We start from the raw sequence: 20,282 nt of genomic DNA on the forward strand, positions 1-20,282 counted from the left end.
TGCGTGGTGCAACACGTTGCCACACCGTCGAGGACGAGTCCAGCACGCCACTCTGAATGCACGGTGAACCGGAAGCGGCGGGTGCATGACGAACGACGGAAGGCCCCCGACCACGAAGTGGACGAGGGCCTTCCGTTCTTGCCGAGCGGCGCGTGCTGCCTAGTGGTTGCCGGCGCCGAGCGCGGGAGCCTGGGCCTGGTGGTCGGCCTCCAGCTCCGGGCCGTGGTGCGCGGCGTGCGCTGCCTCGAGTTCTGCCTTCGTGACCGGCGCGATGCGGTCCTCGAAGAAGAAGCGGGACAGGTTCGCACGGACCTTCTGGACACCGGTGATCCGGCCCTTGGCGTCCGGACGGACCATGAGCGGCTTGTACTCGTTGAACTGCAGGAGCTTCCAGCGCTCGTACTCGTCGAGCTGCTCGTGTACCTCGATGTACTCGCCGTGCGGCAGTCGGACGATGCGACCCGACTCGTAGCCGTGCAGGACGATCTCGCGGTCCTTCTTCTGCAGCGCGAGGCAGACGCGCTTCGTGATCCAGAAGGCGACGAACGGGCCGAGGACCGTCGTGGCCTGGATGACGTGGATCACGTGCTCGATCGACACCATGAAGTGCGTGGCGATGATGTCGGACGAGGCAGCGGCCCAGAGCGACGCGTAGAGCGTGATGCCCGCGGCACCGAAGGCGGTGCGGGTCGGGGCATTGCGCGGACGGTCGGCCAGGTGGTGCTCACGCTTGTCGCCCGTGACCCACGCTTCGAGGAACGGGTAGGCGAACATCGCGATGATGAGCGCCATGAGGACGGCGATCGGCACGAGGATGTTGAACGACACCGTGTAGCCGAACCACACGACCTCCCAGTGCGGCGGCACCAGACGGAGCGCGCCGTCCGCGAAGCCGATGTACCAGTCGGGCTGGGTACCGGCGGACACGGGGGACGGGTCGTACGGGCCGTAGTTCCAGATCGGGTTGATCGTGAACAGCGACGCGATGAGGGCCAGGATGCCCGCGACGATGAAGAAGAAGCCACCGGCCTTCGCGGCGAACGCCGGGAGGATCGGGACGCCCACGACGTTGTCGTTGGTCTTGCCCGGGCCCGCGAACTGCGTGTGCTTGTTGATGACGACGAGCACGAGGTGCACGCCGAGCACCGCGACGAGGATCGCCGGCAGCAGCAGGATGTGCAGCGTGTAGAGGCGGCCGACGATGTCGGTGCCCGGGAACTCGCCACCGAACAGCAGGTAGGCGATCCAGACGCCGATCACCGGGACACCCTCGATCATGCCGACGATGATGCGGAGGCCGTTGCCGGAGAGCAGGTCGTCGGGGAGCGAGTAGCCGGTGAAGCCCTCGGCCATGGCCAGGATCCACAGCACGAAGCCGAAAACCCAGTTGAGCTCACGGGGCTTGCGGAAGGCACCGGTGAAGAACACGCGGGCCATGTGCAGCATCACCGAGGCGACGAACAGCAGGGCCGCCCAGTGGTGGATCTGCCGGACGAACAGACCACCGCGGATGTCGAACGAGATGTTCAGGGTGGACTGCAGGGCGGTCGACATCTCGACGCCCTTGAGCGGCACGTACGAGCCGTTGTAGACGACCTCGGTCATCGACGCCTGGAAGAAGAACGTCAGGAACGTCCCCGAGAGCAGGACGACGACGAAGCTGTACAGCGCGACCTCGCCGAGCATGAAGCTCCAGTGGTCGGGGAAGATCTTGCGCCCGACCTCCTTCACCAGGCCCGAGATGCTCGTGCGCTCGTCGATGTAGTTGGCGGTGGCCCCGATGAAGCGGGACCCACGCGTCGGCTCGGGCCGGGTGGCCGTGGTCGGCGCGCTCGTGGTGGTGGTGCTGGTCATCAGCGTTCACGCTCCCAGAAGGACGGTCCGACCGGCTCGTGGAAGTCGCTCTGCGCAACCAGGTAGCCGTCGTCGTCGATCGCGATCGGAAGTTGGGGGAGGGGACGTGCAGCCGGGCCGAAGATGACCTCGCAGTTGTTCGAGACGTCGAACGTCGACTGGTGGCACGGGCACAGCAGGTGGTGCGTCTGCTGCTCGTAGAGCGCGACCGGGCACCCGACGTGGGTGCAGATCTTGGAGTAGGCGACGATGCCGTCGTAGCCCCAGTCCTCGTGCCCCTTGGCGGGGTTGAGGTCCTTCGGGTCGAGACGCATGAGGAGGACGGAGGCCTTCGCCTTCTCCTCGAGCATGTGCTCGGAGTCGAGCATGCCGTCCGGGATGACGTGGAAGACCGAACCGATGGTGACGTCCGACGCCTTGATCGGCAGACCCGTCGGGTCCTTCGTCAGGCGCATGCCGGACTTCCAGAAGGTGTGGCGCAGGAGCTCGTTCGGGTCCTCAGCCGGGGCGAAGTCACGGACGAGGACGACGCCGGGCAGCGGGAAGGCAACCAGGGCACCGATCATCGAGTTACGGATCAGCTTGCGACGGCTGAAGCCGGACTCCTTGTCGGCGAGCTGGAACGCCTCCACCGCCTTGGCGCGGGTCGCATCGGTCCCACGGGTGCTGTGGCGCATCTCCGTGATCTCGCGGTCCACCACGAGCGACTTGGACCAGTAGACGGCGCCGAGGCCCAGCGCGAGGAGGGCCAGGGCGATCGCCAGACCGAGCCAGAGGTTGCCGGCGCGGACGGTGCCGAAGTCCTCGGGGTCGATCGGGAAGGCGATGTACGCCGCGATCGCGAGGACGCTGCCCACGATGGACAGGTAGAAGAACGTGGCGACCTGACGCTCGGCCAAGCGCTGCTTCTTCGGGTCGACGTCGGTGCGGCGCGCGCGGTGCGGCGGCTCACCCGGGTTCTCGAACGGGTCCGCGGGGACGACCGCGGTCCCGGCCGACGTGCTGGTCGCGCCGTGCTTCTCGACAGCCGAGGACGAGTTCAGTGCCTCGTCGTCGTGCTCTGCCATGGTGTTCCCTTCAGTGTCGTTCGACACGGACGATCAGTTGGACTTCGCGGTCAGCCAGACGGTCATCGCGACGACCGCGCCGAGTCCGAAGATCCAGATGAACAGACCCTCTGCCACCGGGCCGAGGGAGCCGAGGGCGAACCCACCGGGCGACTTGTTGTCCTGCACGTACTTCAGGTACGTGATGATGTCGGCCTTCTGCTCCGGCGTCAGGTTCAGGTCGTTGAAGACCGGCATGTTCTGCGGGCCCGTGACCATGGCCTCGTAGATGTGCTTGCCGGAGACCGTCTGCAGGTTCGGGGCGTACTTGCCCTCGGTCAGCGCACCGCCGGCGCCCGCCACGTTGTGGCACATGGCGCAGTTGATGCGGAAGAGCTCGGCGCCCTCGGCCGCGTCTCCCTTGCCGTCCGTCAGGGACGAGGAGGGGACCGACGGGCCGGGGCCGAGCGATGCCACGTAGGCACCCATGGCGTCGATCTGCTCGTCCGTGAACTGGGCGGGCTTCTCCTCGGCCTGGGGGCCCTGCGCGGCCATCGGCATGCGGCCGGTGCCCACCTGGAAGTCGACCGACGCGGCGCCGACACCGATGAGGGACGGACCCTCGCTGGTGCCCTGGGCGTCGAGGCCGTGGCAGGTGGCGCAGTTCGAGGCGAAGAGCTTCTCGCCCTCGTTGACCTTGGACTGGCTGGACACCGCGGAGGTGGTGCTGTCGTCGGCGTTCGCCGTCGAACTGAACAGCGCGTACGCACCGCCGGTGGTCATGAGACCGACGACGATGAGCGAGACGGTCGCCATCGGGGAACGGCGGCCCTTCTTGGACTTGCTTCTGGTGAACATGCGGTGGGGGGTGTCCAGTTCCTACTTGAGAAGGTAGATGACAGCGAAGAGGCCGATCCAGACCACGTCGACGAAGTGCCAGTAGTACGACACGACGATCGCGGTGGTCGCCTCCTTGTGGCCGAAGTTCTTGGCGGCGAAGCCGCGGCCGAGGGTCAGGAGGAAGGCGATGAGACCACCCGTGACGTGCAGGCCGTGGAAGCCGGTGGTCATGTAGAACGCGGAGCCGTAGGCGCTCGACGAGAGCGTCACGCCCTCGTGCCAGAGGTTCGCGTACTCGAAGATCTGGCCGCAGACGAAGATCGCGCCCATGCAGTACGTGACGAAGAACCACTCCGTCATGCCCCAGTCCTTGGGGTTCCAGCTCGTGCGGTGCACCTGGAAGCGCTCCGCGGCGAACACCGCGAACTGGCAGGCGAAGCTGGACAGCACCAGGATGATCGTGTTCACCGAGGCGAACGGCACCTCGAGCTTGGCGGTCTCGGTCGCCCAGAGCTCGGGCGAGGTGCTGCGCAGCGTGAAGTAGATCGCGAACAGGCCGGCGAAGAACATGACCTCGCTGCCCAGCCACACGATCGTCCCCACGGCAACGGCGTTCGGCCTGTTCAGGACCGGACCGCTGGCGGATCTGGAGAGAGGGGTGCTAGTCACGTCCTCCATTATGGCCGAAACCACTGACAGTGTTTTCGCAGGACACTGGCGGGTCGTTCGAACTCAGTACCATCGAGCCATGTCCCTCTCACTCTCCTGGCCTGCAGTCATCAGCGCGCTCATGGCGCACGAGGACCTCTCGATCAGGCAGTCCACGTGGGCCATGGAGGAGATCGTCCAAGGACGCGCGACCGCCGCCCAGATCGCGGCCTTCGCGGTGGCGCTCCGGGCGAAGGGCGAGACCGTCGACGAGGTCGTCGGCTTCCGCGACGCGATCCTCGACGCCGCCGTCCCGCTGGACGTCGACCCGATGGCGCTCGACATCGTCGGCACCGGCGGCGACGTCGTGGGCACCGTGAACGTGTCGACGATGGCGGCGATCGTCATCGCTGCCGCGGGCGTGCCGGTCGTGAAGCACGGCAACCGCGCGAGCTCCTCGAAGTCGGGCTCGAGCGACGTCCTCGCAGCGCTCGGACTCGACCTGACGATGGACGCCGCGCGTGTCGCGGACACCTTCCGGCGTGTCGGTCTGACCTTCGCGTTCGCCAGCGCCTTCCACCCCGGCTTCGCGCACGCTGCCCCGGTCCGGCGGGAGATCGGCGTCCCGACGGTCTTCAACTTCCTCGGCCCCCTGGTGAACCCCGCGCGGTGCGAGGCGAACGCCGTGGGCGTGGCACAGCTCGAGCTCGTCCCGATCATCACCGGTGTGTTCCAGACCCGGGGCGCGACGGCGTTGGTGTTCCGCGGCGACGACGGCCTCGACGAGCTCACGACGACCGGGCACTCGCACATCTGGGAGGTCACCGGCGGCCGGGTCATCGAGCACGACCTCGACCCGCGCGACCTCGGCATCGCCCGCGCGCGGACGGAGGACCTGCTCGGCGGCGACCCCGAGCACAACGCCGCGGTGGTCCACCGTGTCCTCGCGGGGGAGACGGGCCCGGTCCGCGACATCGTCCTGCTCAACGCCGCCGCGGGACTCGTGTCCTTCCGTCTCGCCGAGGACCCCGAGCAGGCGGACCGACCGATCCTGCAGCGCTTCCGCGAGCAGCTCGCGGTCGCCGCCGATGCCGTCGACTCCGGCGCCGCCGCGCGGAAGCTCGCCGACTGGGTCGGCGCCGCTCCTGTGGCCTGACCACCCCCGCCCTCGTGACGCCAGCGTCGACGCGAGACGCACCGAGCACGACGAGACGCCTCCGGATCCGGGGCGTCTCGTCGTTGAGCGGGCGTCTCGCGAACCGGCTCCGGCTGTGCGCATCGGCTCGCGCCCCCGCTACGGCCTGGAGGCGCGGTGCCGGTCTCGTCGACCGGCACCGCGCCTCCAGGCGGTCACCTCAGCTGTGGGTCAGCGCACGTCCTCGTCGACCCAGTCGAAGGTCTTCGTGACGGCCTTCTTCCACAGGCGGAGCTGGCGGTCGCGCTCGGCGTCGTCGAGCTGCGGCTCCCAGCGCTTGTCCTCCTGCCAGTTGGCACGCAGCTCGTCGAGGTTCGCCCAGAACCCGACGGCCAGACCGGCGGCGTAGGCGGCACCGAGCGCGGTGGTCTCCGCGACGACCGGGCGGACGACCGGCACGTTCAGGATGTCCGCCTGGAACTGCATGAGCGCGTCGTTGGCGGTCATGCCGCCGTCGACCTTGAGCTCCGTCAGGTCCACGCCGGAGTCGGCATTGACGGCGTCCAGGACCTCGCGGGTCTGCAGCGCCGTCGCCTCGAGGGCGGCGCGGGCGATGTGGCCCTTGTTGACGTAGCGGGTCAGACCGACCAGGGCACCGCGGGCGTCCGGACGCCAGTACGGCGCGAACAGCCCCGAGAACGCCGGGACGAAGTACACGCCGCCGTTGTCCTCCACGGTCTTGGCGAGGGCCTCGACCTCGGGCGCGCTGCCGATGATGCCGAGGTTGTCGCGGAGCCACTGGATGAGCGAGCCCGTGACGGCGATCGAGCCCTCGAGCGCGTAGTGCGTCTCCTGGTCGCCGAGCTTGTACCCGACGGTGGTGAGCAGCCCGTTCTCCGACCGGACGATCTCGGTGCCCGTGTTGAAGATGAGGAAGTTGCCGGTGCCGTAGGTGTTCTTCGACTCGCCCTGGTCGAACGCCGCCTGACCGAAGGTCGCGGCCTGCTGGTCGCCGAGGATGCCGGCGATCGGGACCTCGCGGAGCAGGCTGGACGACTCGACGTGGCCGTAGACCTCGGAGGAGCTGACGATCTCGGGGAGCATCGACTTCGGCACCCCGAAGTCGGCGAGGATGTCGTCGCGCCACTGCAGCGTCTCGAGGTCCATGAAGAGCGTGCGGGACGCGTTCGTGACGTCGGTTTTGTGCACGCCGCCGTCGGTGCCGCCGGTCAGGTTCCAGAGGACCCAGGTGTCGGTGGTGCCGAAGAGCAGGTCGCCGGCCTCGGCCTTCTCGCGCGCACCCTCGACGTTCTCGAGGATCCAGGCGATCTTCGTGCCGGCGAAGTAGGTGGCGAGGGGGGAGGCCGACGACGGCCTTGTAGCGGTCGGTGTCGCCGTCGGCGAGCTTGTCGACGATCGCCTGCGTGCGGGTGTCCTGCCAGACGATGGCGTTGTAGACGGCCTTGCCGGTGTTCTTGTCCCACACCACCGCGGTCTCGCGCTGGTTCGTGATGCCGACCGCCGCGACGTCGTGGCGGGTGATGTCGGCGCGGGACAGCGCCTGGCCGATGACCTCGCGGGTGTTGTCCCAGATCTCCGCCGGGTCGTGCTCGACCCACCCGGCACGCGGGAAGATCTGCTCGTGCTCCTTCTGCCCGACCGAGATGATCGAACCGGAGTGGTCGAAGACGATGGCGCGCGTCGAGGTCGTGCCCTGGTCGATGGCGACGATGTAGTCGGCCATTGGTGCTCCTTACGGGTGTGTTCGGTGTGTGGAGAGGATTCGGTCTGCAGCCGTCAGGAGACGACGGGGAGCAGGAAGGTCGAGGCACCGGCGGCGAGCGCGGCACCGATCAGCGGCCCGACGACCGGGACCCAGGCGTAGGACCAGTCGCTCGAGCCCTTGCCCTTGATCGGCAGGATCGCGTGGGCGATGCGGGGGCCGAGGTCACGGGCGGGGTTGATGGCGTAGCCGGTCGGGCCACCGAGCGAGACACCGATCGCGATCACCAGGAAGGCGACGGGGACGGCGCCGAGCTCGGCCGGGGCCTTGCCGTTCGTGATGCCGAGGATGACGAAGACGAGCACGAACGTGCCGATGACCTCGGTGACGAGGTTCCAGCCGTAGCTGCGGATCGCCGGGCCGGTCGAGAAGACGCCGAGCTTCGCGGCGGCGTCGGGCTCCTCGTCGAAGTGCTGCTTGTAGGCGAGCCAGACGATGACGGCACCGATGAACGCGCCGAGCATCTGCGCCACCCAGTAGATGAGCATGGTGCCGAAGCTGATGTTGCCGAGCAGCATCTGCGCGAGGCTGACCGCGGGGTTCAGCTGGCCGCCGGACTTGTACGACACGAGGACACCGGCGAAGACCGCGAAGCCCCAGCCGATCGTGACCATGAGGAAGCCAGCGCCGAAGCCCTTGGACTTCGTCAGCGAGACGGCGGCGACGACACCGCCACCGAGGATGATGAGCAACGCCGTACCGACGAGCTCTGACATGAAATTGACGCCGATGCCGTCCATCGGTGACCTCCAGTGCGAGTGGTGGGGGTCCGGTGGCTGCTGCGTCCGGCACTCCCCGTCGAGTGATTGGGGCCGAGCATAGTGAGGCCGATCGCCGTGACGCGATCGCAGATCGAGCCGAGTTCGCGAAACTGCACGAACGTGCACGCCCGGTGTGCGGTCGGGCATCCCGCAGCGGGGCCGCGGCGGCATCCTGCTGCACGAACGTGCACCGGAGTCGAACGGGCGGTCGCTGTAGGGTGAACGCACTCCGGTCGACGACGGCGGTGTGACTCCGCCCGCGGTCGGCCACCGCACCCGTGGAGGTCCGTCATGAAGAAGCTCATCAACGATCCGCACGACGTCGTCACGGAGACCGTCCGCGGGTTCGCCCGGGCGCACGAGGGGCAGGTCGTGCTGGTCGAGGACCCGATCCACCTGCACCGCGCGGACGCCCCGGTGCAGGGCAAGGTCGGCATCGTCAGCGGTGGCGGCAGCGGGCACGAGCCCCTGCACGCAGGGTTCGTCGGACACGGCATGCTCGACGCGGCCGTCCCCGGTCCGGTCTTCACGAGCCCGACGCCCGACCCGATCGTCGCCGCGACGAAGGCGGTGGACGGGGGAGCGGGGGTGCTCCACATCGTGAAGAACTACACCGGCGACGTCCTCAACTTCGAGACCGCCGCCGAGCTGGCCGCGATGGAGGACATCCGCGTCGAGTCCGTCGTGGTCGACGACGACGTCGCCGTGCAGGACAGCCTGTACACGGCCGGACGTCGCGGCGTGGCCGGCACCGTCGTCGTCGAGAAGTGCGCCGGTGCCGCAGCCGAACGCGGCGACGACCTCGACGCCGTCGCGGCGGTCGCCCGTCGGGTCAACGAGGTCACCCGGTCGATGGGCCTCGCCCTCGGCTCCGGGACGGTGCCGCACGCGGGGGAGCCGTCCTTCACGCTCGCCGACGACGAGGTCGAGCTCGGGATCGGTATCCACGGCGAGCCGGGTCGTGAGCGCATCCCCATGGCACCGGCCGACCAGCTCGTCGACCGTGTGCTCGAACCGGTGCTCGCAGACCTCGACGCACCGGCCGGCGCACAGCTGCTCCTCCTGGTGAACGGCATGGGCGGCACGCCGCTCTCCGAGCTCTACATCGTGTACCGCCGCGCCGCCGAGGTGCTCACGGACCGCGGCCACCAGGTCGCGCGTAGCGTGGTCGGCGACTACGTCACGTCCCTCGAGATGCCCGGCTTCTCGATCACTGTCACGGTGCTCGACGAGGAGCTCACGGCTCTCTGGGACGCCCCGGTGGAGACCCCCGCACTGCGCTGGGGTCGCTGACCACCGTCCACCATCCAGGAAGGAACACGAATTGGCGCTCGACACCGCATGGGCCATCGACTGGGTGCGCCGCACCGCCGCGACGATCGACGACCACCGCGCCGAACTCGTCACGCTCGACCGTGAGATCGGCGACGGGGACCACGGCGAGAACCTCGACCGCGGCTTCCGCGCCGTGGTCGAGGCCGTCGACGCCGGGTCCTTCGACACCCCCGGCGCGGTCTTCAAGACGGTGGCGACGAAGCTCATCTCGACGGTCGGCGGCGCCGCCGGTCCACTCTTCGGGACCGCGTACCTGAAGGCCGCGCAGGCCGCCGGCGACGCGACCGAGCTCGATGCGGACGCCCTGGTCGCCGTCCTCACCGCCGCCCGCGACGGCGTGGTCTCGCGTGGGAAGGCCGAGGTCGGCGACAAGACCATGGTCGACGCCTGGTCGGCCGCCGTCGCCGCCGCCGCCACAGCGGCCGCGGCGGGCGAGGGTCCGGAGCGCGTGCTCGAGGCCGCCGCCGACGCTGCCGTGACCGGCGCCGAGTCGACCGATCCGCTCGTCGCCCGCAAGGGCCGCGCGAGCTACCTCGGGGACCGGGCGGTGGGGCACCGTGACCCGGGCGCCCAGTCGACGGCGTACATCCTGCGCGCAGCGGTGGACGCCGCGTGACCGTCGGCATCCTGGTCGTCTCGCACAGCGCGGCGATCGCGACCGGCACCGTCGAGCTCGCCCGTCAGATGGCCGCGGACGTCCCGCTCGTGGCCGCCGGCGGGACGGACGACGGTGGGATCGGCACGTCGTTCGAGGCGATCACCGACGGAATCCACGAGCTCTCGTCGGCCGACGCCGTCGTCGTGCTCTGCGACCTCGGGTCCGCCTACCTGACCACCGACACCGCGCTCGACTTCCTCGACGACGCCGACCGCGAGCGTGTGCACGTCTCGCAGGCGCCGCTCGTCGAGGGCACGGTCGCCGCGGCGGTCGCCGCCCAGTCGGGCGGCGACGTCGACGCGGTCCTGGCCGCCGCCTCGACGGCCGCAGGGTCCCCAGCCGACGACGGGGGAGCCTCCCGTCCGGACGGGGACCAGCCGGGAGGCGCGACCCCCGTCGACGACGACGGTCCCGCCGACGGGTCGGTCACCGCGACCGTCGAGCTGGTCAACGAGAGCGGGCTGCACGCCCGTCCGGCGGCCGAGTTCGTGAAGGCCGCGGCGAAGCACGAGGCCCGCGTCCGCGTGAACGGCGTCGACGCGAAGAGCCTCCTCGCGATCATGGCGCTCGCACTGCCGAAGGGTGCGACCGTCACGATCGAGGCGGTCGGACCCGACGCGCAGGACGCCGTGGACACGCTCGTCGCGCTCGTCCGCTCCGGGTTCGGCGAGTGACACCGGCGCCTCCGCGCCCGGCCGCCGGCCGGACGCGGAGGCGATCGCTCTCGTCCGTCCGGTCGGCCACGGTGGCGACCACCTCCATCAGGACGTCGCGAACTCCTGCAGCCCGGTGACGCGGAGCAGGTCGAGCTTCGCGGCGTCCTCGCTGCCCGGCACCGCGGTGTAGACGACGATCCGCAGGTCGCTGCCCGGGACGCTCAGCACGTCGCAGTCGACCTCGACCGGACCGACGGGCGTGTGCACCGTCTTGCGGCTCGTCCGGTGCTCGGCGATGCGACCGCCGTGCCAGCGACGCTCGAACTCCGGGGACTCGCGCCGGAGCCTGGCGACCAGCTCCGCGAGCCGCCGGTCAGCGGGGTACCGGCCGACGGCGGCGCGGAGGTCGGCGACCAGGTCGCTCGAGAACTCCTCCTGGTGGGTGTCGTCCCACTCGACGCCGTCGTGCCCCTGTGTGAAGTGCCGCCACACCAGGTTGCCCTCGAGCCCGATCCAGCCGCCCGGGTCGCCGGACACCGCCGCCCACAGGTCGTTCCAGAGCACGATGTCGTGCGCCGCCGTGAAGACCGCCAGGGGGACGTCCCCGAGCCGGTCGAGCATCCGGTGCACGCCCGGTGGGACGTGCCGCGGAACCTCGGCGCGCGACGGCACCGCGGCGCCCGCGACCCGGAACAGGTGGTCGCGCTCAGCCTCGGTCAACCGGAGGGCGGTCGCGAGGGCGCCGAGCAGCTGGGGCGACGGGTTCGTCGCACGGCCCTGTTCGAGCCGGACGACGTAGTCGACGCTCACCCCGGCGAGCGCGGCCAGCTCCTCGCGCCGGAGCCCGGCGGTGCGTCGTCCCGGACCCGCGGGCAACCCGACCTCCGCAGGGCGCACCCGGTCCCGCCAGGCACGCAACACCTCCGCGAACTCGCTCATGCGTCCATCATCGCCCCGGTCGGGCGGACGGTCCTGGTACTGCCGGTCCCACCGTCGAGGGGTGCCTGGGAGGACGGGCACGGCCCGGGCACGGTGGAGCCATGACCACCACACTCATCACCGGAGCGAACCGCTCCCTCGGGCTCGAGACCGCACGCCGACTCATCGAGGCCGGCCACACCGTGCACGCCGGGATGCGCGACACCGCGTCCGGCGACGCCGTCCGGGCACTCGGCGCGCACCCCGTGCAGCTCGACGTCACCGACCAGGCGAGCGTCGACGCCGCGCTGGCCGCACTGCCGGAGCTCGACGTCCTCGTGAACAACGCCGGCGTCCTGGGGACGTCGTTCGGCGTCGACGACCTGGACGCCGCCGCGATGACCGCGGTGCTCGACACGAACGTCGTCGGAGTCGTCCGGGTGACGCAGGCGGCCCTCCCGCTGCTGCGCCGCTCGTCGAACCCGGTGATCGTCAACGTCGCGTCCGGCGTCGGGTTCGCCCGTTGGCTCACCACGCCGGGGCGCGATGAACACCCGGTCCCCGCGGTGCCGTACGCGGCGTCGAAGGCGGCGCTCGTCGCGGCGACGGTGCAGTACGCGAAGAACCTGCCGGGGTTCCGGGTGAACGCGAGCGACCCCGGCTACACCGCGACCGACTTCAACGGCCACGGCGGGCACCAGACGGTGACCGAGGGCACGGACGCGACGGTGGCGCTCGCGCTGGTCGGCCCGGACGGGCCGACGGGGGAGTTCCACGACCGGACCGGGCGGATCGCGTACTGACCCGACCGGAGGGCGGACGGGAGGCGCGTGGCGGGGCCGCCACGCGCCTCCCGTCCGTCGCTCTGCCAGGATGACGGGATGCGCGCAGTCCGGTACAACCGCTTCGGATCCACACCCGTCATCGTCGACGTCGCGGCACCGGACGCACCCGACGACGGCGTCGTCGTCGCCGTCCGCGCGACCGGCGTCTGCCGGAGCGACTGGCATGCGTGGAAGGGCCACGATGACTCGGTCTCGCTGCCGCACGTGCCGGGTCACGAGTTCTCGGGGACCGTCGCCTCCGTCGGGTCGGACGTCTCGGGGTTCGCGGTCGGCGACCGGGTGACCGCACCGTTCGTCTTCGCCTGCGGGACGTGCGAGCAGTGCCGTGACGGCGCCACCCAGGTGTGCACCCGGCAGCAGCAGCCCGGCTTCACGCTGCCGGGGTCGTACGCCGACTCCGTGGTCGTGCCGCACGCGGACGTCAACCTCGTCGCGCTGCCCGACGAGGTCGGGTTCGCCGAGGCGGCGGGACTCGGGTGCCGGTTCGGGACCGCGTACCACGCACTGCACGACCGGGGCCGCGTCGCCCAGGGGGAGTGGGTCGTCGTCTACGGCTGCGGCGGGGTCGGCCTGTCCACCGTGCTGGTGGCGGTCGCCGCGGGCGCGCGGGTCGTCGCGGTCGACGTTTCGGCGGCGGCGCTGGAGCGGGCGGCGGCACTCGGTGCGACGACGGTGGCCATGGGGGAGGACGCCCCGTCGGCCGTGCAACGGCTCACCGGGGGTGGCGCCCACGTCTCCGTCGACGCCTACGGCAGCCGGGCGACCTCGGTCGCGGCGGTGGCCTCGCTCCGACCGCGCGGGCGGCACGTGCAGGTCGGGTTGCTGCTCGACGACGAGGCGGCGCCGGCGATCCCGATGGGCCGAGTCATCGCGGACGAGCTCGAACTACTCGGCAGCCACGGGATCGCCGTGGGGGAGTACGCGGCGATGCTCGACGACGTGGTCACCGGACGGCTCCGTCCGGCGGAGTCGATCGGGCGCACGATCGGCTTCGAGGACCTGCCGGAGGCACTCGAGGCGATGGACCGACCGGCGAGCGAATCGGGCATGGTCGTCGCGGTGTTCTGAGCGTGCATGACCGGACCGACGGCTGTGCAGAACGGCGGCTGTGCGGAACGGCGGACAGCCGGGGTGACATCTGGAATACTGCGGCGATGACGTGGGGAAGTGGGGCGGGCATCGAGCTCGCCGAGACGGGACTGATCGACGACTGCCGACTGGTGGCGCCTCCAGGAGCCGACCAGGGGACTCGGTACGGGGTGGTCCGGTCGTTCATGGCGCGGATCCCGCCGGGTGGCTCGACGGGGTGGCACCGACACGACGCCTGGCAGACCGGCATCGTCGCCCGGGGTCGTCTCCGGCACCGGACCGCGGACGTCGTGCGGCACTTCGGGCCGGGTCAGGTGCTCGTCGAGGGACCGTTCGTCGATCACGAGGCGACGAACGTGTCCGACGAGGAACTGGTGCTCGTGTTCGTCGCGGCGCAGGTGGACGGGTGTCCGCTGGTCACGCCGAGGCCGGCGCCGTGAGCGCGGGGGAGTCTCGGCGGCGTGACATCCCGCCTGCGGTCCAACTGAATTGACATAATATGCATTATCGGCGCCCGGCAACTCACTGGCTGTGAGCACTGGAGCCGCTGTCGTCGTGCTGCTGAGGTCGCACGACACGCTGTGGGCAGACGTCCCGGTCGCACGACGTGCCGCTCACGGAGATCGTGAGCGGCACGTCGTGCGACCGGGTGGTCAGGAGCTGGGCGCCGAGACCCAGCCGTCGGGAACCGAGCGGCAGGATCTAAGCGTCGGCGTCAGTGCTCGGGCGACTCGTCGCCGGTCGGCACGTCGTCGGCGTCGATCTCGAGGGCCGCGTCCTCGCGGCCGTCCTCCTCGACCTCGGAGCGGTCGGTGTCCGGCTGCTCCGGCGCTTCGGCCTGGGTGGTCTCTTCTGCGGGGTCCGGCTGGCTGTACGTCATGGCGCGGACGCTACTCGGACCGGGCTGGGACGGTCTCGACGACGGGACGACGATCGTCGGGTACCGGACAGACGGACGGGAGGCGCGTGGCGGACCCGCCACGCGCCTCCCGTCCGGCGTTGCTACTGGTTGTTCATGTACGACACGGCAGCCATCGCTCCGATGATCATGAAGATGATCGCGATGACGATGCCGATGACGCTCAGGACGATGCCCGCGAGCACCATGCCGCGGCTCAGGCCGCGACGGCGTGCGACGAAGCCCAGGACCAGGCCCACGATGCCGGCGATCAGACCGATGATCGAGAACAGGAATCCGAAGACGACGGCGACGATGCCGAGCACCAGCGAGCCGACGGCGAGACCGTTGCCGCCGTTCGTCGCGGGAGCCGCACCGGGCGTGTTCGGTGCCGGCGGGAAACCGTTCGTGGACATGGGAGCTCCTCGTGTCAGGGGCCGCTGGCACGGGTTGCGTGCGGCCGTCTGCGCACACGGTATGCGCTTCCTGCGAAGAGCGTTCGGATCAGCTGGGCACGAGCGCGGCCGACGGCCTCAGGCGTCCCGGTGCCGACGGACGAGCTGCGGGAGCTCCGCCGGCTCGAACGGTTCGTCGGTCGCCTCGAGCTGCTCGGCCGTCCACCAGCGCGACGCGAGGATGTCGACGCGCTCGTCGTCCGTCCACTCGGCGTCGGACAACTCGAACCCCGGCGTCCGCACCACGTAGAACTCGCTGTGGCCGCGGTCGTGGTCGGCCAGGTCCCACTCCACGGAGAAGTCCCACGACCACACCGACTCCCCCGGGTCGTCGACGACGATGCCCGTCTCCTCGCGGAGCTCGCGGACGGCGGCATCGCGGTGCGACTCCCCCGGGTCGACGCCGCCGCCCGGGGTGATCCACCGGTGGGACCCGTCGGACGACGGCGACCGCGTGTCCATGAGGAACACGCGGCCGTCCGGGTCGAGCAGGAGGATGCGGGACGTCAGACGCAGACCGGGCTTCGCTGTCACGCGCCCGAGGCTACCGGCGTCCTGCGGAGGTGGTCAGGCGGTGAAGCCGCTCGTGTCGCCGACGAGCTTGGTGTGGTCGGCCGGGATCGGCTCGACGGCGGCGAGGGCGATCTCCGCGGCGAACTCCGACACGCTGTAGAGCTTGCCGACCTCCTGGCGACGACCCTCGATCGCGCCGGGGTTGAGGCGGTTGAGCAGCGTCGCCGTGATGGTGCCCTCGATCATGTCGCCGGAGACGGTGACGAACTCGATGCCGGCTGCCTCGAGCTGCGGGATGAGCTCGCGCAGGGCGAGTTCGCCGGCGCGCTTGCTCTTCGCCACCGGGACGTACTCGTCCATGGTCTCGGCGGTCTCGACGAAGTGGGCCTGGTGGCTGGTCACGAAGACGACGCGCGACCCGGCCGGCATGTGCGGCACGGCGGTCTGGAGCATGTCGACCTGCGCGTCGCGGTTCAGGCGGAGCGCGTAGTCCTCCCCCAGGTCGGCCTCCATGCCGCCCGACGCGTTCAGCACGAGCAGGTCGATGCCGCCCCACTCGGCGACGACGCGGTCGACCATCGCCTGGACGGACTCGTGGTCGGTGAGGTCGGCACCGACGGCGATCGCGGAGCCACCGGCGGCGACGACCTTCTCGACGATCTGCTCGGCGCGCCGGGCCTTGTTGCGGTAGTTCACGACGACCTTCGCGCCGGCCTCCGCCAGGTAGCCGACGGTGTCGGCGCCGATGCCGCGCGACGACCCGGTGACGAGGGCGCGCTTGTCGGCGAGGGATCCGGGGGCGAGGGGGTTGCTCACAGTCGTGTTCTCCAGGTCGCTGCTGTGGCCGGTTCGGCCGCGCACGAGCCTACCAACCGCCCGTCTCGACCCCGACGAGCCCGAGCGGGTCTCGCACGGACGTGAGCGAGACACGATATGTTGAACGGAGTTGGACCGGCCGTCGCGACGCTGCACGCCGGAGCGCGCGATGCGAGGGAGGGAGATCGCGTGAACATCGACTGGATCCAGACCGTCGTCTGGATCGGACTGACACTGCTGCTGGGCGTGGTCGAGGTCTTCACCCTCGACTTCATCTTCCTGATGCTCGCCGCGGGCGCTGCCGGAGGACTCATCGCCGCGCTGGTCGGCGCCCCGTGGTGGCTCTCCGCCATCATCGCCGCCGTCGTGGCGCTCGTGCTGCTCTCGCTGGTCCGCCCGAGGCTGCTCGTGGCGCTCGGTCGGAACGCCGACCCGCACCGCACCAACATCGAGGGCCTGATCGGCCTGCGCGGCACCGTCGCCGTGGCCTTCACGTCGTCGTCCCCCGGGCAGGTCCGTCTCGCGAACGGCGAGACCTGGAGCGCCCGGCTCGCCGCCGACTCCCCCGACCGCACACCGCCGCTCGGCACCCCCGTGGTCGTCGAGTCGATCGAGGGGTCGACCGCGGTCGTCCGCCTCGGAGAAAGGGCCACCTCGTGACCATCTCAGCCGGGACGATCGCCCTGATCGTCCTCGTCCTCGTCGTCGTGATCTTCGTGATCGTCGTCCTGTCCCGCGCGATCCGGATCGTGCCGCAGGCGACGGCCGGGATCGTCGAACGACTCGGCAAGTACCACAAGACGCTCAGCCCGGGACTCAACATCCTCGTGCCGTTCATCGACCGGCTCCGCCCGCTCATCGACATGCGCGAGCAGGTCGTGTCGTTCCCGCCGCAGCCGGTGATCACCGAGGACAACCTCGTCGTCTCGATCGACACCGTCGTCTACTTCCAGGTGACGGACGCCCGCGCCGCGACCTACGAGATCGCGAACTACCTCGGCGCCGTCGAGCAGCTCACCACGACCACGCTCCGCAACGTCGTCGGTGGCCTGAACCTCGAGGAGGCCCTGACGAGCCGCGACAACATCAACGGCCAGCTGCGCGTCGTGCTCGACGAGGCCACCGGCAAGTGGGGCATCCGCGTCGGACGCGTCGAGCTCAAGGCGATCGAGCCGCCCGTGTCGATCCAGGACGCCATGGAGCAGCAGCTCCGCGCCGAGCGGAACCGTCGTGCCGCGATCCTGCAGGCCGAGGGCACGAAGCAGTCGCAGATCCTCGAGGCCGAGGGCCAGCGGCAGGCCGCGATCCTCGCCGCCGAGGGTGACGCCAAGGCCCAGGTGCTCCGCGCCGAGGGTGAGGCACAGGCGATCGCGACCGTGTTCGACGCGATCCACACCGGTGACCCGGACGACAAGCTGCTGTCCTACCAGTACCTGCAGACCCTGCCGAAGATCGCCGAGGGCACCGCGAACAAGCTCTGGATGATCCCGAGCGAGTTCACCGAGGCGCTGTCCGGCATCGCCAAGGGCTTCACCGCCGGTCGCACCGGCAGCGGCCCCGTCGCGGGAGCCGGCGGCGGTGCGGACTTCCTGTCCCGCATCTCGAAGCTCGCGAACGAGAGCCTTGCGAACACCGCGACCGCGGACGGCGCGGCGGCGGCGAACCCCCGGCCGGACGCCACGGCAGCGGACATCGTGCCGGACGCGGCACTCGACGAGCGGCTCGCGGAGTCGGACCGCAGCGTCGACGCGCACCTCGCGGCCGCGGACGAGGCGTCGGAGACGGCGCTCGGGGACGACCGCCGCCAGCAGTAGGACCACGGGCCTGCAGGCCCGGACACGACGACGCCCGCCCCGGGGACCCGGGGCGGGCGTCGTCGTGTCGTGGGTGCTGCGGTTCAGGCGCCGCGCCGTGCGCGCAGGAACGCAAGGCGTTCCTCGAGCAGTTCCTCGAGCTCCTCGCGCGAGCGTCGCTCGAGCAGCATGTCCCAGTGCGTCCTGGGCGCCTTGACGTCCTCGGCAGCGACCTCCACCGGGATCCCGTCGTCGCCGAGCAGCCGTCCTTCGCGCCCCGTCCGGGGTTCCGACCACGTCTGCGGTACGTCGGCCTCGGCGGAGAAGACGACGTCGAACGTCTCCCCCGACTCGGTCTGGTAGACCGCGCGCTTCCGGTCGGAGAGCTCGACGCCCTCCTCGCTCTGGAGACTCTGGCTCCCGAGCCGCATCCCGCGGAGACTCCGATCAGCCATGTGTGTGCTCCTCTCGCTCGTCTGCCCTCCTCAACACTGTCCCACGCGGGTTGCATCCCGATGGGGCGCATTCACAGAGCGTTCCCAGTGGGCGGTGGCGGTGTTCAGGCAGCGCGGAGCCGACGACGAGCACGACGGCGTCCCCAGGGTGCACACGCGAGCAGCACCAGGAGGGCCCCGAGGGAGACCACGAGGGTGACGGACCCGGACGCGACCGTCGCCGGCGTGGTGCCGGTCCCGAGCGGCACGTCGGTGATCATCGAGGTCGCCGTGTACTCCGGGATGCGGTCGATCGTCCGGCCGGTCGGATCGATCACCTGCGAGGCACCGACCGTCGAGACGTTGACGAGCGACCGACCGGTCTCGACCGCGCGGAGCCGGGCGATCTCGAGCTGCTGCAGGTTCTCGTCGGTGCCGGAGAAGTCGGCGTTGTTCGTCTGGGCGAGGATGACCTGCGCTCCCCCGCGCGCCATGTCGGAGGTCAGGCCGTCGTCGACGATGTCGAAGCAGACCGCGATGCCGGCCCTGACGCCCGCGACGTCGAGGACGTTCGGCTTCGTGCCCGGCGTGTAGTCGCGCTGCAAGAGCCCGATGAGCGACGGCGCGAGCTTCGAGAAGAACCAGCGGTCGGGGACGTACTCGCCGAAGGGCACCGGGCGCTTCTTGTCGTACGACGACTGCCACCCCTCGGCGGTCCACACGAAGGACGTGTTGTGCAGCACCCCGGACGACGTCTGCGTGATCGCACCGGCGACGAGCGGCGCCCCGACGGTGTCCACCACCGAGTCGAGCGCGTCCGCGACGGCCGGGAAGCGCCGCGGGTCGGCCTCGGCTGCGGCCTCGGGCCAGACGACCAGGTCGACACCGCGCGCCTCGACGTCGGTCGCCGCGACCTGCGCGGCCAGGACCTCGCCGGGCTGTGCGCGGTCGAAGTACCCGGCCGGACCGTTGCCCTGCACGGCCTCGACGCGGATGCTGCCGTCGACACGGGTCGGCCACGCGGGCACCGCCAGGACCACGGCGACCAGGAGCCCGGCGGTCGCGACGCGGACCGGCGCGCCGAGGACGGCGCCGGGTTCGCGCGGCACGACGAGCGCGAGCGAGAGGACGACGGCGACGCAGTAGACGACGACGAAGGTCACCCCGAGCACGCCCACGTACGCGGCGAGGTGCGTGAACGGTCCCTGCGACTGGGACAGCCCGACGCGGCCCCAGGCGAAGCCCTCGTACGGCCAGCTCCCGGAGAACCACTCGCGTCCGGTCCAGAGACCGGCGACGACGGCCGGGAGGCCCCACACCCGCCAGGCGGTCGACGGCAGGACGCGCGCGACCCACCGGTACGCGAGGGCGATCGCCACGCTGCCGAGGGCGAAGTACGCGGCTTCGAACAGCGCGAGTGCCAGCCACGGGACCGGCCCGAGGTAGCGTCCCGCCCACGAGATCGCCGGGAGCCAGAACGCGGCACCGGCCACGTACCCGAGCCAGGCGGCCCGGCGGGCGCGCTGCCCCATGGCGGCGAGGAGCATGCATGCCATCGCCGGGTAGGCGAGGAACCACCAGCCCGGCTCGGGGAACGACAGGGCGAACAGCAGACCGCCGACCACGGCGAGCGGGAACGCCAGCCGCAGCGGCAGCGCGGCGAACTCGTCGCGACGTCCGTCCGGCAGGACGCCGTGCCCGAGCCGCGACGCCGTGCTCGAGCGGGACGGACCGCGGACGGCGCGGCCGTGCGGGATGGCGCCGCTGGGTCGCGGACGTGTCGCGGTATCGGGGACCTGCACCAT

The 20,282-nt window shown here is 70.7% G+C and carries 21 protein-coding genes and 1 pseudogene; 9 read left to right on the plus strand and 13 right to left on the minus strand.

The window, feature by feature from the left end; all coding sequences use genetic code 11:
* Positions 1 to 159: 159 nt before the first annotated feature.
* The 4 genes from LCG91_RS08015 to LCG91_RS08030 are packed head-to-tail and all read right to left on the minus strand — an operon-like array spanning position 160 to position 4,418.
* Positions 160 to 1,854: a cytochrome b gene (locus tag LCG91_RS08015; RefSeq protein ID WP_058750116.1), complete on the minus strand. Its 1,695-nt coding sequence runs from the start codon at positions 1,852 to 1,854 to the stop codon at positions 160 to 162.
* A complete protein-coding gene (locus tag LCG91_RS08020) occupies positions 1,854 to 2,921 on the minus strand; it encodes a ubiquinol-cytochrome c reductase iron-sulfur subunit (RefSeq protein WP_058727855.1) in 1,068 nt (355 codons plus the stop codon). Before LCG91_RS08020 ends, LCG91_RS08015 begins: the two co-directional genes overlap by 1 nt.
* A 33-nt stretch (positions 2,922 to 2,954) precedes the next feature.
* Entirely contained in the window at positions 2,955 to 3,758 is an 804-nt protein-coding gene (locus LCG91_RS08025) for a cytochrome c (protein ID WP_058727854.1), read from the minus strand.
* Between the two features lie 21 nt (positions 3,759 to 3,779).
* Positions 3,780 to 4,418, minus strand: a complete 639-nt coding sequence (locus LCG91_RS08030; RefSeq protein WP_058727853.1) for a heme-copper oxidase subunit III — start codon at positions 4,416 to 4,418, stop codon at positions 3,780 to 3,782.
* 70 nt (positions 4,419 to 4,488) lie between these two features.
* Between LCG91_RS08030 and trpD the strand changes: the two genes are divergently transcribed.
* The gene (trpD, locus tag LCG91_RS08035) at positions 4,489 to 5,544 is read left to right on the plus strand and encodes an anthranilate phosphoribosyltransferase (RefSeq protein ID WP_224443069.1); all 1,056 of its coding nucleotides are present in this window, start codon (positions 4,489 to 4,491) and stop codon (positions 5,542 to 5,544) included.
* Between the two features lie 210 nt (positions 5,545 to 5,754).
* Here trpD and glpK read toward each other — a convergent pair.
* Positions 5,755 to 7,267 (minus strand): annotated as a pseudogene (gene glpK, locus LCG91_RS08040) (glycerol kinase GlpK).
* 53 nt (positions 7,268 to 7,320) lie between these two features.
* Positions 7,321 to 8,046: an MIP/aquaporin family protein gene (locus tag LCG91_RS08045; RefSeq protein WP_058727850.1), complete on the minus strand. Its 726-nt coding sequence runs from the start codon at positions 8,044 to 8,046 to the stop codon at positions 7,321 to 7,323.
* A 312-nt stretch (positions 8,047 to 8,358) separates the two neighbouring features.
* Here LCG91_RS08045 and dhaK point away from each other — a divergent pair, with 312 nt between their 5' ends.
* From dhaK to dhaM, 3 genes are read left to right on the plus strand one after another with little or no spacing between them, the layout of a single operon-like run.
* A complete protein-coding gene (gene dhaK / locus LCG91_RS08050; protein ID WP_058750113.1) occupies positions 8,359 to 9,360 on the plus strand; it encodes a dihydroxyacetone kinase subunit DhaK in 1,002 nt (333 codons plus the stop codon).
* A gap of 31 nt (positions 9,361 to 9,391) precedes the next feature.
* A complete protein-coding gene (dhaL, locus tag LCG91_RS08055) occupies positions 9,392 to 10,018 on the plus strand; it encodes a dihydroxyacetone kinase subunit DhaL (protein ID WP_224443070.1) in 627 nt (208 codons plus the stop codon).
* A complete protein-coding gene (gene dhaM, locus LCG91_RS08060; protein WP_224443071.1) occupies positions 10,015 to 10,734 on the plus strand; it encodes a dihydroxyacetone kinase phosphoryl donor subunit DhaM in 720 nt (239 codons plus the stop codon). The genes dhaL and dhaM overlap by 4 nt, the downstream gene beginning before the upstream one ends.
* 87 nt (positions 10,735 to 10,821) lie before the next feature.
* Here dhaM and LCG91_RS08065 read toward each other — a convergent pair whose 3' ends face one another.
* Entirely contained in the window at positions 10,822 to 11,655 is an 834-nt protein-coding gene (locus LCG91_RS08065) for a helix-turn-helix transcriptional regulator (protein WP_058727846.1), read from the minus strand.
* A gap of 101 nt (positions 11,656 to 11,756) precedes the next feature.
* Between LCG91_RS08065 and LCG91_RS08070 the strand changes: the two genes are divergently transcribed.
* From LCG91_RS08070 to LCG91_RS08080, 3 genes are all read left to right on the plus strand, one after another.
* Complete coding sequence (locus LCG91_RS08070) at positions 11,757 to 12,437, plus strand: SDR family NAD(P)-dependent oxidoreductase (RefSeq protein WP_224443072.1); 681 nt, start codon at positions 11,757 to 11,759, stop codon at positions 12,435 to 12,437.
* Positions 12,438 to 12,515: 78 nt separating this feature from the next.
* Positions 12,516 to 13,547: an alcohol dehydrogenase catalytic domain-containing protein gene (locus LCG91_RS08075; RefSeq protein ID WP_224443073.1), complete on the plus strand. Its 1,032-nt coding sequence runs from the start codon at positions 12,516 to 12,518 to the stop codon at positions 13,545 to 13,547.
* A gap of 86 nt (positions 13,548 to 13,633) precedes the next feature.
* A complete protein-coding gene (locus LCG91_RS08080; RefSeq protein ID WP_224443074.1) occupies positions 13,634 to 14,008 on the plus strand; it encodes a cupin domain-containing protein in 375 nt (124 codons plus the stop codon).
* Between the two features lie 275 nt (positions 14,009 to 14,283).
* Here LCG91_RS08080 and LCG91_RS08085 read toward each other — a convergent pair whose 3' ends face one another.
* The 4 genes from LCG91_RS08085 to LCG91_RS08100 form a co-directional block, all read right to left on the minus strand.
* Positions 14,284 to 14,448: a hypothetical protein gene (locus LCG91_RS08085; protein WP_224443075.1), complete on the minus strand. Its 165-nt coding sequence runs from the start codon at positions 14,446 to 14,448 to the stop codon at positions 14,284 to 14,286.
* A 122-nt stretch (positions 14,449 to 14,570) separates the two neighbouring features.
* Positions 14,571 to 14,882 carry a DUF4190 domain-containing protein gene (locus tag LCG91_RS08090; RefSeq protein WP_126890071.1) on the minus strand — a complete coding sequence of 104 codons (312 nt, stop codon included), beginning with the start codon at positions 14,880 to 14,882 and terminating at the stop codon, positions 14,571 to 14,573.
* A gap of 117 nt (positions 14,883 to 14,999) precedes the next feature.
* A complete protein-coding gene (locus LCG91_RS08095) occupies positions 15,000 to 15,455 on the minus strand; it encodes an NUDIX hydrolase (RefSeq protein WP_058727841.1) in 456 nt (151 codons plus the stop codon).
* A gap of 33 nt (positions 15,456 to 15,488) precedes the next feature.
* Entirely contained in the window at positions 15,489 to 16,250 is a 762-nt protein-coding gene (locus tag LCG91_RS08100) for an SDR family oxidoreductase (protein WP_058727941.1), read from the minus strand.
* A 189-nt stretch (positions 16,251 to 16,439) separates the two neighbouring features.
* Between LCG91_RS08100 and LCG91_RS08105 the strand changes: the two genes are divergently transcribed.
* Together LCG91_RS08105 and LCG91_RS08110 are read left to right on the plus strand one after the other, a co-directional pair.
* Positions 16,440 to 16,910, plus strand: a complete 471-nt coding sequence (locus LCG91_RS08105) for an NfeD family protein (protein WP_224443076.1) — start codon at positions 16,440 to 16,442, stop codon at positions 16,908 to 16,910.
* Entirely contained in the window at positions 16,907 to 18,064 is a 1,158-nt protein-coding gene (locus tag LCG91_RS08110) for an SPFH domain-containing protein (protein ID WP_058750229.1), read from the plus strand. The genes LCG91_RS08105 and LCG91_RS08110 overlap by 4 nt, the downstream gene beginning before the upstream one ends.
* Positions 18,065 to 18,147: 83 nt before the next feature.
* Here LCG91_RS08110 and LCG91_RS08115 read toward each other — a convergent pair whose 3' ends face one another.
* The gene (locus tag LCG91_RS08115) at positions 18,148 to 18,498 is read right to left on the minus strand and encodes an RNA polymerase-binding protein RbpA (protein ID WP_058727838.1); all 351 of its coding nucleotides are present in this window, start codon (positions 18,496 to 18,498) and stop codon (positions 18,148 to 18,150) included.
* A gap of 104 nt (positions 18,499 to 18,602) precedes the next feature.
* Positions 18,603 to 20,282, minus strand: a complete 1,680-nt coding sequence (gene lnt / locus LCG91_RS08120; RefSeq protein WP_224443077.1) for an apolipoprotein N-acyltransferase — start codon at positions 20,280 to 20,282, stop codon at positions 18,603 to 18,605.

Source organism: Curtobacterium sp. TXMA1 (assembly GCF_020162095.1).
Taxonomy (GTDB): domain Bacteria; phylum Actinomycetota; class Actinomycetes; order Actinomycetales; family Microbacteriaceae; genus Curtobacterium.

Coding starts and splice junctions, on each gene's coding strand:
- LCG91_RS08020 (WP_058727855.1), bottom strand. CDS start 2,921: ATGGCAGAGCACGACGACGAGGCACTGAACTCGTCCTCGGCTGTCGAG.
- LCG91_RS08065 (WP_058727846.1), bottom strand. CDS start 11,655: ATGAGCGAGTTCGCGGAGGTGTTGCGTGCCTGGCGGGACCGGGTGCGC.
- LCG91_RS08115 (WP_058727838.1), bottom strand. CDS start 18,498: ATGGCTGATCGGAGTCTCCGCGGGATGCGGCTCGGGAGCCAGAGTCTC.
- LCG91_RS08070 (WP_224443072.1), top strand. CDS start 11,757: ATGACCACCACACTCATCACCGGAGCGAACCGCTCCCTCGGGCTCGAG.
- LCG91_RS08075 (WP_224443073.1), top strand. CDS start 12,516: ATGCGCGCAGTCCGGTACAACCGCTTCGGATCCACACCCGTCATCGTC.
- lnt (WP_224443077.1), bottom strand. CDS start 20,282: ATGGTGCAGGTCCCCGATACCGCGACACGTCCGCGACCCAGCGGCGCC.
- LCG91_RS08085 (WP_224443075.1), bottom strand. CDS start 14,448: ATGACGTACAGCCAGCCGGACCCCGCAGAAGAGACCACCCAGGCCGAA.
- LCG91_RS08030 (WP_058727853.1), bottom strand. CDS start 4,418: ATGGAGGACGTGACTAGCACCCCTCTCTCCAGATCCGCCAGCGGTCCG.
- LCG91_RS08090 (WP_126890071.1), bottom strand. CDS start 14,882: ATGTCCACGAACGGTTTCCCGCCGGCACCGAACACGCCCGGTGCGGCT.
- LCG91_RS08025 (WP_058727854.1), bottom strand. CDS start 3,758: ATGTTCACCAGAAGCAAGTCCAAGAAGGGCCGCCGTTCCCCGATGGCG.
- dhaK (WP_058750113.1), top strand. CDS start 8,359: ATGAAGAAGCTCATCAACGATCCGCACGACGTCGTCACGGAGACCGTC.
- LCG91_RS08045 (WP_058727850.1), bottom strand. CDS start 8,046: ATGGACGGCATCGGCGTCAATTTCATGTCAGAGCTCGTCGGTACGGCG.
- trpD (WP_224443069.1), top strand. CDS start 4,489: ATGTCCCTCTCACTCTCCTGGCCTGCAGTCATCAGCGCGCTCATGGCG.
- LCG91_RS08080 (WP_224443074.1), top strand. CDS start 13,634: ATGACGTGGGGAAGTGGGGCGGGCATCGAGCTCGCCGAGACGGGACTG.
- LCG91_RS08015 (WP_058750116.1), bottom strand. CDS start 1,854: ATGACCAGCACCACCACCACGAGCGCGCCGACCACGGCCACCCGGCCC.